Origin of the sequence: Mannheimia sp. USDA-ARS-USMARC-1261 (assembly GCF_000521605.1) — a bacterium.
In the GTDB taxonomy this organism is placed as follows: Bacteria; Pseudomonadota; Gammaproteobacteria; order Enterobacterales; family Pasteurellaceae; genus Mannheimia; species Mannheimia indoligenes.
The window spans coordinates 1,608,892-1,625,318 of record NZ_CP006942.1; the positions used below are offsets into that span (position 1 = coordinate 1,608,892).

Genomic DNA, 16,427 nt, shown 5'->3' on the forward strand with positions numbered 1-16,427 from the left:
TCTTATTACATTAATTATTCACAAAACCACGTTTATATTTTCTATGGCTTTGAATATTCTTTTCTGCATCTTTTCTATCCCAAACTTGTAGCTCCCAAGGATAATAAAAGTTACTTGAATTTTTGAAATAGATATGAATACCGATATATTCTTCTTTATCTCGTAAATACCAATTTTTCAATCCGTATTTTTCCTTCCAGATATCTAGATTATCCATTACTTGCTGAATAGTTATACTATCAACTACTATTCTAACACCAAATATGTCATTTAAAATGCTATTTACAGGATAACCTTCGCTACGCTGATTAAAACGTTCAATTTTGTAAAGAATATATTCTGAAGTTTTCACTCGATAAAAATAAGAGGTATCATATAAATCAGCACGATATAAATAATCATTGATAGATTCGTGTAAATTTAATCGGTAAGCCAGAATATGTTCAACAGGTACTTTAGAGAGAGTATGTTTGAGGTTGACCTTTTCAATTTTACCGGTTTCAAAGTAATCTTGTGAGAAAGCTAGATGAACTTTATTAATTTCATCAATCAGTTTTTCAATTTTACTTAACATACGAAATGAATACCCATTTTATATAAACAAAACCCCACATAACAGTGGGGTTTGCAATAATTAATAAATTATTTTGAGCTTGGAATGCTGAAACGTTTGTTAAAGCGTTCAACACGACCACCAGTATCAACAACACGTTGTTTACCGGTGTAGAACGGGTGGCAGTTACCACATACATCTAAGTTTAAATCTTTACCTACTGTTGAGCGGGTTTTAACTACATTACCACAAGAGCAAGTTGCAGTAATTTCTTTATATTCTGGGTGAATACCTTGTTTCATTGGAGAACCTCTAACGAGACCATATCGCCACTTGCCGAGCCTTCCGTTTTGGGGCTGTGCCGAACAAGTACCATATGTGATTAATAAAATGTTGAGTATAACTCAACGCCAAAAAGAGTGCGTATTTTAGAGAAATTTCCAGCCAAGATCAACTATTAATCGTTGCTATTTTATAAACTATCCGACAGAACGATATCGAAAGTAATCTATTAAATCTCTACAGATTATGTGAGCTAGATCACACTTTTCATTTACTTTTTTGAGATTTTATAAAAAAATAGTGTAAAATCGAACTCCATCCCTTTCTTTTATATAACATTCTTCGACTAGGAGTAACACAATGGCAGAACGTAAAGTGCTAGCAAATGCAATTCGTTTTTTAAGTATGGACGCTGTGCAAAAAGCTAATTCAGGGCACCCGGGAGCCCCTATGGGTATGGCTGATATTGCAGAGGTTTTATGGCGTGATTTTTTAAAGCACAACCCAACCAATCCAAAATGGGCTGATCGCGACCGCTTTGTTCTGTCAAATGGGCACGGCTCAATGTTAATTTATAGCTTGTTACATTTAACAGGCTACGATCTTTCTATCGAAGATTTAAAACAATTCCGTCAATTACACTCTAAAACTCCGGGACACCCTGAATATGGTTATGCACCGGGCGTTGAGACCACAACAGGTCCTTTAGGTCAAGGCATTACTAACGCTGTAGGTATGGCAATTGCAGAAAAAACACTTGCCGCACAATTTAACCGTGAAGGTCATAACATTGTTGATCACTACACCTATGCATTTTTAGGTGATGGTTGCTTAATGGAAGGTATTTCTCACGAAGCTTGCTCGTTAGCTGGTACATTAGGTTTAGGTAAATTAATTGCGTTCTATGATGACAACAATATTTCTATCGATGGGCACGTTGATGGTTGGTTTACTGATGATACAGCACAACGCTTTGAAGCTTACGGTTGGCAAGTAATTCGCAATGTTGATGGACACGATGCAGAACAAATCAAATTTGCGATTGAAAATGCACAAGCTGAAACTGAACGCCCTACCCTAATCATCTGTAAAACAATTATCGGTTACGGCTCACCAAATAAATCAGCTTCTCACGATTGCCATGGTGCACCATTAGGTAATGATGAAATCACCTTAACTCGCCAAGCTCTTAACTGGGAATATGCACCATTTAAAATTCCAGCGGAAATCTATTCAGAGTGGGATGCAAAAGCGAAAGGCACACTTGCAGAAAAAGATTGGAATGCAAAATTTGCCGCTTATGAAGCTGCTTACCCTGAATTAGCAGCAGAATTTAAACGCCGTATGGCAGGTGATTTACCGGCAAACTGGGAAGCAAAAAGCAAAGCATTTATTGAGAAGCTGCAAGCAAACCCAGCAAATATTGCAAGCCGTAAAGCATCTCAAAATGCGATTGAAGCCTATGCACCAACATTACCTGAATTTTTAGGTGGTTCAGCAGACCTCGCAGGTTCTAACTTAACCTTATGGTCCGGCTCAAAACCAATCCGAGCAGATCACAATGTAGATGGTAACTACATCAACTACGGTGTACGTGAGTTTGGTATGTCTGCGATTATGAACGGTATTGCCCTACACGGTGGATTTATTCCTTACGGTGCAACATTCTTAATGTTCTATGAATACGCTCACAATGCTGTGCGTATGGCGGCATTAATGAAACAACGTGTATTATACGTTTATACTCACGACTCAATTGGTTTAGGTGAAGATGGTCCTACACACCAACCGGTAGAACAAACTGCTTCATTACGTCTAATTCCAAACTTAGAAACTTGGAGACCGGCAGACCAAGTAGAATCTGCAATCGCGTGGAAAGCTGCTGTTGAACGTAAAGATGGTCCTTCAGCATTGATCTTTACTCGCCAAAACCTTGCACAACAAGAGCGTACTGCAGAACAATTAGCAAATGTAGCTCGTGGTGGCTATATCTTGCGTGATTGCTGTGAAAAAGGTACTTGCCCGGATTTAATCCTAATCGCAACAGGCTCTGAAGTTGATTTAGCAATGAAAGCCGCGGATGTATTAGATGGCGAAGGTGTGAAAGTTCGCGTTGTTTCAATGCCAAGCACCAATGTGTTTGACAAACAAGATGAAGCATACCGTGAGTCTGTATTACCACGTTCAGTAACAAAACGTGTTGCAATTGAAGCCCAAATTGCAGACTTCTGGTATAAATACGTTGGCTTTGAAGGTCGAGTTGTAGGAATGAATAGTTTCGGTGAATCAGCACCGGCGGACCAATTATTCAAACTCTTTGGCTTTACTGTTGAAAACGTAGTTGCAAAAGCGAAAGAGATCTTATAATCCTTACATCGTATAAAAGCGGGATAAATTCCTGCTTTTTTGTACTTGTTATAGGCAAACAAGCGGTCAATTTTTGATAATTTTTTGCATAAATGGCTAATGTGCCGATAATTTGCAAAATATTTATAAAATTTGACCGCTTGTTTATTAAAACTAAGGATTAATTCTTAATAATTCTATACGATATAACACAGGCTTTTTAGCTTTGCTTCCCTCTTCTTGGTAGCCTAAATGTTTAGGAATATTAAATTCATAAACTGAGCCTACCGGCATCAGCATCAAACTTTGTTGAAGTCCCAGAAACATATCTCGCACAGGTAAAATTACAGGAACATTATTCAGAGTGCCTTCAAATAACTCGCCTTTCTCGTTATAAGATTTAAAACGAATTTCCACATCATCATTGATGCTCGGCTTTTTGCCATTGCTTGCTTTAATCACTTTATATTGCAAGCCTTGTTCCGTAGTTTGATAACTTTGATTAGCCAAAACGGCAGCAGGTAAACTCACTCCGCCAATTAATAATGCTAAACTAAAAGTATAAAATGATTTCATCATTTTCATCAGATTCCTCTCTTGTGATAAAAAAGCATTTAGTTGCCAGTTGTAGATTAGACAACAATTTTTTGTTTTTGATCATTTAATTCAAATTTTTAATTAAATCTATTTGCTATTTCTACCCATTTTAGGCATATTTAGACTTAATTAAATTTATGTTTAGCATAGGAAATTTTTATGAATCAGCCATATTCAAGCATACACCACAATATTCAAATGTTAGGGGAATTTTTAGGCGAAACTATTCGTGATGCACAAGGCGACTATATTCTTGATTTAATTGAGAGTATTCGCGTTTTATCCAGAAACTCACGTTCCGGTGATGAAACTGCCCGTAATCAATTATTAGATAAATTAGCCAACATTTCTAACAATGATGTTCTGCCTGTTGCTCGTGCATTTAGCCATTTTTTAAACTTAACGAATATTGCCGAACAGCATCAAACTATTTCTCGCCACCATACGAATACATCATTGGGTAGTCGTTCTCTAGATTCACTTTTTCTTCGTTTAAAATCACAAAATATTCCTGTTGAAAAAGTGATTAAAACGGTTGAAAGCCTAATAATTGATTTAGTGCTAACAGCTCATCCTACGGAAGTAACTCGCCGTTCACTTGGACACAAACACGTTGAAATCAATAAATGTTTAGATCTTTTAGAACATAATGACTTAACTGAAGCAGAAAGTTATAAAATCAAACGCCGTTTAATGCAGCTGATAGCTTTAGCTTGGCACACCAATGAAATTAGAACTCAACGTCCAACACCTGTTGATGAAGCCAAAGGCGGTATGGCAGTCATTGAAAACAGCTTGTGGACTGCTGTGCCTGAGTTCTGCCGCCAACTCAATTTCTATTTAGAAAAACACTTTGGAGTACAATATCCTGTTAGCCTTGCTCCTGTTCGTTTTTCTTCTTGGATGGGTGGCGATCGTGATGGTAATCCGTTTGTAACCGCTGAAACCACTCGCCGTGTATTAAGAATGAATCGTTGGAAAGCGGCTGAGTTATTCTTAGAAGATATTAAACAGCTCACCGAAGAGCTCTCTATTACACAATGTACACCAGACTTTCGTGCAAAATATGGCGAGCATTTAGAGCCTTATCGTGTGGTACTGAAAGCATTACGCCAGAAATTGGCTAATACCGAAATTTACTATGCAGAACTCTTAGAAGATAAAATCTCAACTATTGATGAAACTGAAATTTTAACTTCAGATGAGCAACTCTGGCAGCCTCTATTTGACTGTTATGAATCCTTACAAGCTTGTGGTATGCGAATTATCGCAAATGGTGCATTACTTGATTGCTTACGCCGAGTCAGATGCTTTGGTTTAGGATTATCACGCTTAGATATTCGCCAAGAAAGCACTCGCCACGAAATGGCGATTGCAGAAATCACTCGCTATATCGGCTTAGGTGATTACTCGCATTGGACAGAAGATGATAAACAAGCCTTCTTAGTGCGTGAGCTTACCTCTCGCCGCCCATTAATTCCACATAACTGGACACCAAGCCCTGAAACCAAAGAGGTACTAGATACTTGTAAAATCGTCGCAGAGCAACCTAAAGGCGTAATTTCTGCTTATGTAATTTCAATGGCTCGTGAAGCCTCAGACGTTCTAGCGGTGCATTTATTGCTCAAAGAAGCCGGTTGCAAATTCACTATTCCTGTTGCACCACTATTTGAAACTCTCGGCGATTTAGATCACAGTGAAAAAGTGATGACCGATTTATTTAATATCGGCTGGTATCGTGGCATTATCAATAATTACCAGATGATTATGATTGGTTATTCCGATTCTGCCAAAGACGCAGGAATGTTAGCCGCCGGCTGGGCACAATATCGAGCTCAAGAAGCGTTAGTCAATTTATGTGAAAAATACAATATTGAACTTACCCTGTTTCACGGGCGTGGAGGGACTATCGGACGTGGCGGAGCTCCGGCTCACGCTGCTTTACTCTCACAACCTCCTCGTTCACTGAAAAATGGTTTACGAGTAACCGAGCAAGGCGAAATGATCCGCTTTAAATTAGGATTACCGGCTGTGGCAGTAGAAAGTTTAGAGCTTTACGCTAGTGCGATTTTAGAAGCGAATATTTTCCCTCCACCAGAGCCGAAACAAGAGTGGCGAGATGTATTAGCAAAAGGCTCGGAAATTTCCTGCCAAATTTACCGTGATATGGTACGTGGTGAAGCTGATTTCGTACCATATTTCAGAGCAGCAACGCCAGAGCAAGAGCTTTCTCGCTTACCTCTTGGCTCACGCCCGGCAAAACGCAATCCGAAAGGTGGCGTTGAGAGCTTAAGAGCTATCCCGTGGATTTTCGCTTGGATGCAAAACCGCCTAATGCTCCCTGCTTGGTTAGGTGCGGGGCAAGCATTGCAGCAACTCATTGACGAAGGCGATGAAAAACTATTAAAAGAGATGTGTAATGAATGGCCTTTCTTCTCAACACGTATTGGAATGCTTGAGATGGTATTTAGTAAAGCCGACGTTTGGTTGGCGGAATATTACGATCAACGTTTAGTTGATCCAAACTTGCACCGTTTAGGCAAAGCACTACGCACGCAATTACAAGCCGATCTCAAAACCGTACTCGCCCTTGCTCACGACGGTCAATTAATGGCAGATTTACCTTGGGTTGCAGAATCTATCGCTCTGCGTAACGTGTACACAGATCCGCTTAACTTACTACAGGTGGAATTATTGCACCGCATTCGTAGTCAAAGCGAAAATGTTGATCCTGAACTTGAGCAAGCCCTGATGATTACCATCACAGGTATCGCAGCCGGTATGCGAAATACAGGCTAATTATGCGATAAGCGGTCCGATTTAGTCAAAAATTAGCAAAATTTGGTATAGTGGACAAAATTGAGTCTGTAAATTAGGTTAAAACCTTGTAATATAAGGCTTTAACCTACTTTTTATAAAAATGCCTAAAAAATTGCATTTTCTGCTCATCTTTTAATCTCAAAAAATACGGTAAAATTAACGGTATCCAACGCTATAAATGCCTTGATTGTAACCGTAACTTTGTCGCATCTAAGCGACTTAATTCCGAAGAAATTTGGTTTAAGTACAGTTCTCAAAAACAAACGATTCAACAACTTGCTTTTGAATACCAATGTTCTGAACGGACGATTAGAAGGCATCTCGAAAAAGCGACAAAAGCCGAGCAAAAATCTCTTCCTCAAACAGTAAATATCGTGATGGATACCACTCACTTTAAACAACGTTTTGCTGTACTTATCCTAATGGATTCCTTATCTTTAAAGCCGATTTATTTTCACTTTATTTCTGCGGAGAAAAATCAATATTATTTTGACGCTATCTCAGCGTTAATTGAAAAAGGAATTAACATTCAATCAATTACCTGTGATGGAAGAAGAGGATTATTAAATGCTTACCCCAATATTCCTACCCAAATGTGCCACTTCCATCAAATCGGGCGAGGTATTTTTTATTTAACAAAATCACCAAAATCAGAGGCAGGAAAAGAGCTACTATCGCTTTATTACTCACTTAAATTTCAAACACAAGAGACACTTACTCTAGCCCTATCTGTATGGTTAAATAAACATAAAGGTTATTTCAATGAACATTCTGCAACCAACCCAAAACGATTTAAACATAAGCGATTACGGAGTGCTTATTGGGGTTTAAAACGTAGCATAAACTATCTATTTACCTATCAAGCGTATCCCGAGTTAAACATTGCACATACAACCAACTTGGTGGAGTCATTTTTTAGACAAATGAAAGTCAAATTAGTGCCACATCAAGGACTAACTGATGAACATAAGATGATGTTTATAAAGGATTTTGTTTGCCAAAAGAGTTGAAAATAAAGCCATAGCAGACTCAAAAATGTCCACTATGGCTAGTTCATTGGGAAATCAGACTCAATTTTGTCCACTATCCCCAAAATTCTAAATAAATTAGACCGCTTGTAATTGAGTATAAAAAAGCGAGAACAATGTTCTCGCTTTTTTTTAATTGATACCGTAAGGTTCAGTATAAGGAATAATGCCTCGTTTTAACATTCTCGATACGCCATTGCTATAACTTGTGCCAAAACGTAACTCAAAGTTAATCCCGAATTTATTATCGTAGTAAAAATCGTTAATCGTATCAGGCGAACCGACAGGCGTTGAAACTAAGCGGCGAGCCACATAGACATTCGCTGCCCAACAACAAGTGTTGTAGTTCAGAGAAAGCTGCCCTTCAACCGGTTTCTTCAAAGCAATATCATGATAATAACTCGTCATTATCGATACTTTATCCGTCAATTCCCAACCTAATACTCCACCAATTTGCTTGATAGATTGACCATATCTATTCGTATTTAAGTTTTGATTGATATAATCTTTACTTGCATAACGATAGTTAAGCTGAATCAATTTGTCTGATTGCGGTTTATATTGCAATGACATATTCGCTAAAGAAGTTTGATTTAAGCGAGTGTCATATTGATAACTACCGTGCCAGTTCCACTTTTTATGGAATTTCCAGTTAGATTCTGCCGCCCACGAAGAAGAACGTTTAGCAGTGCTATTATCCGATGTATCATCAATTTTTGATGGGCTTAAATAATAGGTTTGACCTAAACTAAAGTTGAATACCTCTTCGCCCGTTTCATTGTTAAAGAAGCGAGTTGTTCCACCGGCTGTAATTAAATTTGCTGAAGCAATTCTATCTAAACCACTATAACGGCGGTCGTTAAATAGTGAGAAGTAATCATTTTGCAATAGTGCCGAATCATAACCTAAACTCACACTTTTCTGGCGTTTAGAACCAATATCGCTTTGATTTTTGTATGGACGATAAATATATTGCAATCTCGGCTCAATCGTTTGATTAAAACCGGAGAATAGCTGTTTATCTGATGCTAAAACCGTTTTGAAATCTAACTTAATTTGAGGCAATACTCGGCTTACGCTTTTCTTGATCTCTTCCGTACTTTCACTTCCTTTACTTTGCAAATAATGAGTTGCATATAACTTAGTTTCTAAATTCAAACTACCGTAGCGGTTTGCAAATGGGAAGTTCAACGTTGGCTCAGCGTGGAAACGCCACGCTTTTGGCATTAGTTTACTATCATTTTCAAAACGAGCAGCTTGAGCGAAGAATTTGAAATCGCCACCTTTAATTAAATCGTTTTTGTAGTAATTAAAGTCAATTTGTGGGAGTACACGGTAAGGTCCGATATCCAATTCATCGAAGGTTTGGAATTTTTTACCTGAAATCGAAATATTGTAATTCGGTTGATAGTAACCTAATCTAAAATTTTGTGTTGCGTAGCCGTCTGTACTGTTACCATAGTTTGAATCAAAATCAGAGAAATAGCGTCTATCGCTAACTTTGGTGTAATCCACCGAGAAACGCCAATCGGTTAAGAAACTCATTGCGTGTCGCCAGTGGAGCAAATAACGTTTACGATCATCATTTTCCGGTTGATATTCACTGAGACGATCTTTCGCCATATACTCTGTTGCCACCAAGCCTTGACCGATTTTAGTTAGATAACGAAACTCCGGACTAACTTGCCAGCCACGACGGGAATAGTAAGTTGGTGTGATTGTCGCATCCATATTCGGTGCAATATTCCAGTAAAATGGTTGAGAGTAAGTCCAACCATTTTTGCTTGAACGCTCAAAACTTGGAATAAGTAACCCAGTGCGACGACGATCGCCTATAGGAAATTGTAAATAAGGTGAGTAGAAAACAGGTACACCTAAGACTTTGAAACGAGCGTGCCACATTTCAGCATACTCGTCATCAACGTGTTGGATCATCTCATTCGCGTCAATTTGCCAAGAATTGTCATCGGGTAAACAAAAAGTGAAGCTGGCATTTTTAAGCGTACGTTTGCTATCCCCAAATTCACCATACTCTGCTGTACCTCGCCCTTGTCTGCCGACTAATTGATAGTTAGCATTACTTAAGTTGGCATCTTTGGAAAGCAGATTAATAGTAGCATCAGCTCCAGTGGCTTGAATCAAATTGTCTTGATAGTTAAAGTTGCCTTGCAAATATGCCATTCGGGCATTTTCGCCGTCTTGTTCCACTCGAACCTGATCAGCCACAATTGAACGATTGCCTTGTTTAATAGTCACATCACCCGTGTAAGTTGCATCACGAGGCTGATTAATCACCGCACTGTCAGACTCAATGGTAACAGGCATTCTGAGCTGTTCGCCTTCTACTACCTCACCTTGAAATTGAGGTACACCAAGCAAGCATTGTTGCTTTAGATCAGCTACTGCATAATTACTATAACAAGCTGCCATCACAGCAAGAGAAAGTAAGCTATAACGCTGTTTCATTATTTTTCCTTTCTGAATTGGGAACAAGCAGTTGAATTTGAACGTTTTTTTGCAAATCCGATTATTTTATATTTTGCAAAAAATCTTAAAAAAATAACCGCTTGTTCTACTAGATAATACGGGAAAACTGCTGTCTTCTCGCTAATTGTCTTGAATATACATCAAAACATAAGCAAATATTACGGATTAACAAACGTCCACGCGGTAACACCACAATGCCATCATCGTTAATCGTTAATAATTCATCTTCCGCTAACGGCTCTAATAAAGTCAGATCTTCAGCAAAATAGGCTTTAAAATCAATACCGTATTGCTTTTCAATAGTTGCAAAATCTAATTTGAAATTACAAATCAAGGCTTTAATCACATCACGGCGAATACAGTCATCTTGGGTAAGTGCAATACCTTTATGTAAAGCAATGCCACTTTCTTCCACATCAGCATAATATTGCTGTAACTCTTTGCGATTTTGAGCGTAAGTATCGCCCAGTAAGCTGATTGCTGAAACGCCCATACCTAACAAATCGCACTCTTCTTGTGTTGTATAGCCTTGAAAGTTACGGTGTAAAATCCCTTTTTCTTGGGCAACCGCAAGTTCATCATCAGGTTTGGCAAAGTGATCCATACCGATAAATTTATAACCGTTTTCGCCTAAGAATTCGATCGATTTTTGTAAGATCGTAAGCTTTGTTTCCGGTGCCGGCAGTAGCTCTTCTTTGATTTTAACCTGTGCTGCAAAACGACTTGGCAAGTGTGCGTAATTAAACACACTCATACGATCCGGATTTAATTCTACCACACGTTGTAACGTGTACATAAAGCTCTCAACATTTTGTTTCGGTAAGCCGTAAATTAAGTCTACATTGGTTGAAACAAAACCAAGTTCTTTTGCACGCTTCATTAACGCAAAAATAAACTCTTCATCTTGCTCACGGTTTACTAAGCGTTGCACTTCTTTGTCGAAATCTTGAATCCCCATACTAATTCGGTTAAAACCGATAGCTTTTAGGTGATCTAACATATCTAGTTCAATTTCACGCGGATCCATCTCGATACTGATTTCAGCATCTTCGCTAATTTCAAAATGAGTACGCAACATTTGCATCAAACGTGCAGATTGATCTTCATCTAAATAAGTTGGAGTACCACCGCCCCAGTGAATTTGCGTAACCAAGCGATTTGTAAATAGCGGTGCTCGGGTTTTAATTTCACGCTCTAAATAATCTAAATATATTTCAACTTTATGGCGATGGCGGGTAATCACTTTATTACAGCCACAGAAATAGCACAGTTTATGACAAAACGGAATATGTACATAAAGCGAAAGCGGACGCTCAGGATAACGAGCAGCCGCTGCAATAAAATCATCATTAGTATAATTTTCGTTAAACTCTAATGCCGTTGGGTAAGAGGTGTAACGAGGACCTGAATGGTTATATTTTTGAATAAGGGCTAAATCCCAAATAATTTCCGACATTAGACTGCCTTTCTCATTTCTTCAATATCTTTTAATAATTGCTCGCACTCGATTTTAATCTCGGCTTCAAGCTCAGCTTCTTTTGCCTCACGTTCTAAATCAAGTTTCATTCGTTCATTGCGTTTTAAATTTTTACGTTCATCTAAAATCGGCATATTTTCCACCACTTCATATAACGCCCACATCGCATTATAGTGGCTTAATTTTTTACCCAATACATCTAACAGAGGCTTTAAACGTAAAACGCCTTCGGAAAGATCGCATTGTTCAGAAATCATTGCTCTGGTAATCACGTCAATGCTTTCTAAAATACGTAGATAGCGGGCTTTTTGTGATTGTTTAGCTTCTTCAATCAACTCTTGCTCACGTCTTTTTTGTAAACGGACTTTAAGCATTAAATGGATTGCATAACCAGCCATTGAAATCAGAATAAGTATAGCTAGTACAATCAGGAATATTTTTAGCATCATAATTTGCTATCCGTTAGCGGAATTTATTAATATCCATTGTTTCAAATTGGCGTAATAACGCATCACCGTTATCACCGTCTTCATCTTCAAATTCAATGCCAAGTTCCGTCATTAATTCATCAATGCGGTCTAAACATTCATTCATAAATTTCTGATCTTCAAGCGATAACGTTTTGCCTGCTTCTAAATCATCTAATAGCTGATTTAAGCATTCATTATTTTCTAATTGCTCTAACTCTTGCTCAGGTGAAAGCGTTGGTTTTACAGGTTCAACCGGAACAGGCTTAATCGTACGCCCTTTTTCCGGTTGATTAACAAATTCCACCATTAACGGCACTTTTTTACGGCTACCGATACGTGGATCTTTTACTTCTTTCTCAACCGCTTTTTTCTGCTCTGCCGGATCAGCATTACGAGAACCAGTCGGTAAACCTTTATGCTTGCGTTTACGCTTTTCCTCACGAGCTTGAGCATCTAACTCATAACGGGTTAATTTACGATTTTTACCACCACCTAATTTAGGGGTTGGTTGCTTTGGTTTATCTGTTTTTCTTGCCGGCATAATATCAGTAATGCGGCGTGTTTTTTTCGTACGACTCATAATTGTTTCATCATCTAGTTTTAATAAAACGCTATTCTACAAGGAATTACCTTGCCTTAATAGCGTTGATTTCAATTAATGGTAAGTTTGCATAAAGTGCCGATAGGCTTTCAGAAATTTTTCAAAATCATCTAAGCCACAAAACGCAATACTCTCTTCATTGTAAAATTGAAAACCTTCTTCCATTTCTTCTTCGTCAAAAGCCGCATCTAAGTTATTCGCTTTTGCCATCACCTCATCATAATCAAAATAAATACTGTATTCACGTCCTTCAAATACGCATTCATAATGATTTGGGAAAGCCGCTCTGCACTTTTCAATTTCAGCAAAAATGGTTTCCAACTCTTTCGGATTACCTGTAATTTCAGTATTCAACCAACGGGCAAATGCCTCGTGATCCATCGAACATTTTGCCACAATCCCGTGAATACTATGCGTAAATTGATATTCCATACCTATTCTCCTTTGAATTGGTCTGTTTGGTTGGCTATTATAGCCTAACAAGCGGTTGTTTTTTGGAAAAATTTTACCATTTAGTTCAATAATGATTGCCACATTTTTCTCACAAACTCCCTCTCTTCCACAAATTCTGCTGCCTCAACTACACTTTCTTTGCGGAGTAAGTTTAAATGGTGAATTTTGTTGCGAAGTGATGTGTAGCAATGTTTGAGCTGCTCGCTCTCTTGTAGACTTAAAATGCCGCATTCCACCGCACTGTCGAAAATCCGCACGTTATCAGACCATACCGCCATTTGTGGATTTTCATTACTGTGAGCCAGCACCAAATATTGAGCAATAAATTCAATATCAGTAATGCCGCCCTGATCGGTTTTGATATGGAATTTGTCTTGCGAATGGGAACTTAGGTGCTGATACATTTTCTCCCGCATTTCGCAAATTTCTTGGCGTAATTGACCGCTTGTGCGAGGTAATGCCAAGGTAGATTGACGGATGCGTTCAAACTCTTGCTTTAAATACTCTGCCCCAAACACACATCTTGCCCGCACAAGGGCTTGACTTTCCCACGTCCAAGCTTCATTTTGTTGGTAGTGTTCATAGGCATTAAAGGTGCTGACTAAAAGCCCTGCTTCACCGGACGGGCGAAGTCGCATATCCACTTCATATAACACGCCGGCACTGGTGTTAAGGTTAAAAATCGAGTTAATTTTTTGAGCAAGTTTTAAGTAAAACTGATGGCTTGAAATTTCCTTTTTACCGCCAATCGTTTGGCTATCTTCTGGAGCATTATGCAAAAAAACCAGATCAAGGTCTGAATTATAGCCTAGTTCAATCCCACCTAATTTTCCATAGCCAATAACCGCAAAGCCTTTTTCATCAGACTCTAAATGTTCAGGTGTACCGAAACGCCGGCTAACCTGCTTCCACGCCATATTCACTACCGCATTGATAATGGCTTGTGCTAAGTAAGTAAGGTGATCGCTGATCTTCATAACGGGCAGCCCCCCCAAAATATCAGCAGCCGATATACGTAAAATTTGGGTTTGTTTAAACTGACGTAAACCATCAATCAAGGCTTCTTCATCTTCTTCTGGAATGCGGATTAAATAATCCTGTAAGGTAGATTGATACTGCTCAAGCTCTAGCACTTCGGTTAAGCCGTTGTATCTTATCAGTTCATCAAGCAACATTGGGTAGCGAGCAATTTGCTCGGCAATCATTACCGATTTGCTACAGAGTGTTAATAGCTGTGGCAAGATCTGTTCACGCTCCACCATCAATTCCAGATAGGTTGTACGGGTTGTGATTTTATCTACGATGTTGAGCAAACGAGGTAAAAGTAATAAATAATCTTCACGCTCAAAAATGCTGTCTGCGATTTTCGGCATTAAATTGCGAAGCACTTCTCGCCCTCTTACTCCAATCGGGCGTTTTACCCAATCTTGGAAAGTCGTAGAAAAATGGTGGAAAATCGTCTCATAATCGCTTTCTGCGACTCGGGGATAATTTTTTAATATGGCAGACAAATCTTCTAATGAGATGTTGTAATTCAGAATATCTTTCCATTCAGCTAATTTTTCATTTAGTGGAGAGGCTTCATCTTCATTTTCTTCCTCACCAATCAATTCATTAAAAATGTGGCGAACCTCATTTTGGTGGCAACTTAACACCGCTAAAAATCCTGCCCAATCGCTAAATGAGTGTTCTATAAAAATGCTATCTTCGCTATTTAAGGCTTGCTGCCAATAGCTCCGACAAGCAAAAATAAGACGAGCTTGATCATCAAGATCTGTCGGTAAAGTTTGCGTTTGTTTATCATCAATCGCTTGTAGTACATTCTCCACTTGACGATAAAAAATATAGGCATTATGCAGTTTTTCTACCTGTGATTGCGTTAATAAATTCAGCTCACTCAAGCTAGGGAGTACTTTTAACAGGCTGCGTTCCTGTAAAATTTTATCTCGCCCGCCACGAATCATCTGGAAAGTTTGTACAATAAATTCTACTTCCCGAATACCACCGGCACCAAGTTTGATGTTATCCGTTAAACTACGACGAACCACCTCACGGCTGATTTTTTGCTTCATTTCACGTAGAGATTGGATTGCAGAAAAATCCAAATAACGACGATAAACAAAAGGTCGTAACATCTGTTTTAAGTAGCGATGATTGATGTTTTGACTCTCTTCGCCCAAAATTTTGGCTTTAATCATCGCATAACGTTCCCAATCACGCCCTTGCTCTTGGTAGTAATCCTCCATTGCGGCAAAACTGAATACTAACGCTCCGCTGTCGCCAAAAGGACGAAGCCGCATATCAGTACGGTATACAAAGCCATCAGCGGTAATATCATCAAGAGCTTTAATTAAACGCTGACCGAGTCGGGTAAAAAATTTGCTGTTTTCAATCGGCTTACGTCCCCCCACTGTTTCGCCGGCATCAGGGTAAGTAAAGATGAGATCAATATCAGATGAAAAATTTAGCTCTCCTCCACCAAGTTTCCCCATTCCTAAAATCAGCATTTCTTGCCTTTCCCCCAAGCTATTCATTGGCGTACCATATTCTTCACAACACTTTTTAAATAGCCAATCTCTTGCGGTTAAAATCAGACTTTCAGCTAAGTCTGATAAGCGTTGAAATACAAATTCAACTGTAGCAAGTTTGTTTGATTGCAAAAAGCTCAATCGAGCTAATTCACGATGGCGAAATTGTCGCAATGCTCTGCTAAGTTGTTCCTCATTTTCAATCGTTGCTAAAAGCTCATTTAAACGAGTGGCATAATTACCACACTCCTCTACTGTTGGAGGAAAATGAACCCATTGCTCCAGTAAATCAGGATGTTTCTGCAAGGTTTGTTTGACTAAATTAGACATTGCCATCGCCACAACAAGCGGTTGAATTTGCTCAGAATTTTGCAAATCGGCTGGTAAATTAAGTTGGGATTGGGAAATTAGAGTGGTAAGCATAAATTTAGGCTCAAAATTGGGAATGGATTGGTATTGCACACTTTATCCATTCCCCTCTTTGCTAAAGAGGGGAGAAAAAATTAAAACACTTTCTTAAACGGCTTAACAATCACATCGCCATATACACCTGCATCAACATAAGGGTCTTGGCTTGCCCATTGTTGAGCCTCTTCAAGAGAGTTAAATTCAGCAATAACCGTCGAACCTGTTACGCCTGTGCCATCTTCCGTTGGGTTAGGACCGGCAATTAATAAACGCTCTTCAGCCTGCAATTTCTCTAAACGAGCTAAATGTGCAGGACGTACTTCTAAACGTTTTTCCAACGTGTTCGGATTATCTTGTGCAAAAATGACGTAATACAT

13 protein-coding genes are annotated in these 16,427 nt (G+C 38.8%); 3 read left to right on the forward strand and 10 right to left on the reverse strand.

Features of this window, described 5'->3' with window-relative positions:
• Nucleotides 1-10: 10 nt before the first annotated feature.
• On the reverse strand, nucleotides 11-574 hold the full coding sequence (locus X781_RS07675) for a GTP pyrophosphokinase (RefSeq protein WP_025236307.1): 564 nt from the start codon (nucleotides 572-574) through the stop codon (nucleotides 11-13).
• 68 nt (nucleotides 575-642) lie between these two features.
• Complete coding sequence (gene rpmE, locus X781_RS07680; protein ID WP_006249284.1) at nucleotides 643-855, reverse strand: 50S ribosomal protein L31; 213 nt, start codon at nucleotides 853-855, stop codon at nucleotides 643-645.
• 340 nt (nucleotides 856-1,195) lie between these two features.
• On the opposite strand from rpmE, the gene tkt reads away from it, so the two are divergent.
• Nucleotides 1,196-3,202: a transketolase gene (gene tkt, locus X781_RS07685; RefSeq protein WP_025236308.1), complete on the forward strand. Its 2,007-nt coding sequence runs from the start codon at nucleotides 1,196-1,198 to the stop codon at nucleotides 3,200-3,202.
• A gap of 153 nt (nucleotides 3,203-3,355) precedes the next feature.
• Here the strand turns inward: tkt and X781_RS07690 are convergent, their stop codons facing one another.
• Nucleotides 3,356-3,760 (reverse strand): FKBP-type peptidyl-prolyl cis-trans isomerase, encoded by a 405-nt coding sequence (locus X781_RS07690; protein ID WP_235068738.1) that lies wholly within the window; start codon nucleotides 3,758-3,760, stop codon nucleotides 3,356-3,358.
• Nucleotides 3,761-3,937: 177 nt separating this feature from the next.
• Here X781_RS07690 and ppc point away from each other — a divergent pair, with 177 nt between their 5' ends.
• Together ppc and X781_RS07700 are read left to right on the forward strand one after the other, a co-directional pair.
• Nucleotides 3,938-6,577, forward strand: a complete 2,640-nt coding sequence (ppc, locus tag X781_RS07695) for a phosphoenolpyruvate carboxylase (RefSeq protein WP_025236310.1) — start codon at nucleotides 3,938-3,940, stop codon at nucleotides 6,575-6,577.
• A gap of 137 nt (nucleotides 6,578-6,714) precedes the next feature.
• Nucleotides 6,715-7,608 carry an IS256 family transposase, variant Zn-binding type gene (locus tag X781_RS07700; protein ID WP_442914790.1) on the forward strand — a complete coding sequence of 298 codons (894 nt, stop codon included), beginning with the start codon at nucleotides 6,715-6,717 and terminating at the stop codon, nucleotides 7,606-7,608.
• Between the two features lie 150 nt (nucleotides 7,609-7,758).
• On the opposite strand, the gene lptD is transcribed toward X781_RS07700, so the two are convergent.
• The 7 genes from lptD to X781_RS07735 form a co-directional block, all read right to left on the reverse strand.
• A complete protein-coding gene (gene lptD, locus X781_RS07705; protein WP_025236311.1) occupies nucleotides 7,759-10,092 on the reverse strand; it encodes an LPS assembly protein LptD in 2,334 nt (777 codons plus the stop codon).
• A gap of 109 nt (nucleotides 10,093-10,201) precedes the next feature.
• Nucleotides 10,202-11,569 carry an oxygen-independent coproporphyrinogen III oxidase gene (gene hemN / locus X781_RS07710; RefSeq protein WP_025236312.1) on the reverse strand — a complete coding sequence of 456 codons (1,368 nt, stop codon included), beginning with the start codon at nucleotides 11,567-11,569 and terminating at the stop codon, nucleotides 10,202-10,204.
• Nucleotides 11,569-12,036, reverse strand: a complete 468-nt coding sequence (locus X781_RS07715) for a DUF2489 domain-containing protein (RefSeq protein ID WP_025236313.1) — start codon at nucleotides 12,034-12,036, stop codon at nucleotides 11,569-11,571. The genes hemN and X781_RS07715 overlap by 1 nt, the downstream gene beginning before the upstream one ends.
• A gap of 16 nt (nucleotides 12,037-12,052) precedes the next feature.
• Nucleotides 12,053-12,640, reverse strand: coding sequence for a Der GTPase-activating protein YihI (yihI, locus tag X781_RS07720; protein ID WP_025236314.1), 588 nt, complete (start codon nucleotides 12,638-12,640; stop codon nucleotides 12,053-12,055).
• 75 nt (nucleotides 12,641-12,715) lie between these two features.
• Complete coding sequence (locus X781_RS07725) at nucleotides 12,716-13,093, reverse strand: YacL family protein (protein ID WP_025236315.1); 378 nt, start codon at nucleotides 13,091-13,093, stop codon at nucleotides 12,716-12,718.
• An 80-nt stretch (nucleotides 13,094-13,173) separates the two neighbouring features.
• Nucleotides 13,174-16,065 (reverse strand): bifunctional [glutamate--ammonia ligase]-adenylyl-L-tyrosine phosphorylase/[glutamate--ammonia-ligase] adenylyltransferase, encoded by a 2,892-nt coding sequence (gene glnE, locus X781_RS07730; RefSeq protein ID WP_025236316.1) that lies wholly within the window; start codon nucleotides 16,063-16,065, stop codon nucleotides 13,174-13,176.
• A gap of 80 nt (nucleotides 16,066-16,145) precedes the next feature.
• Nucleotides 16,146-16,427, reverse strand: coding sequence for a YciI family protein (locus X781_RS07735; RefSeq protein WP_025236317.1), 282 nt, complete (start codon nucleotides 16,425-16,427; stop codon nucleotides 16,146-16,148).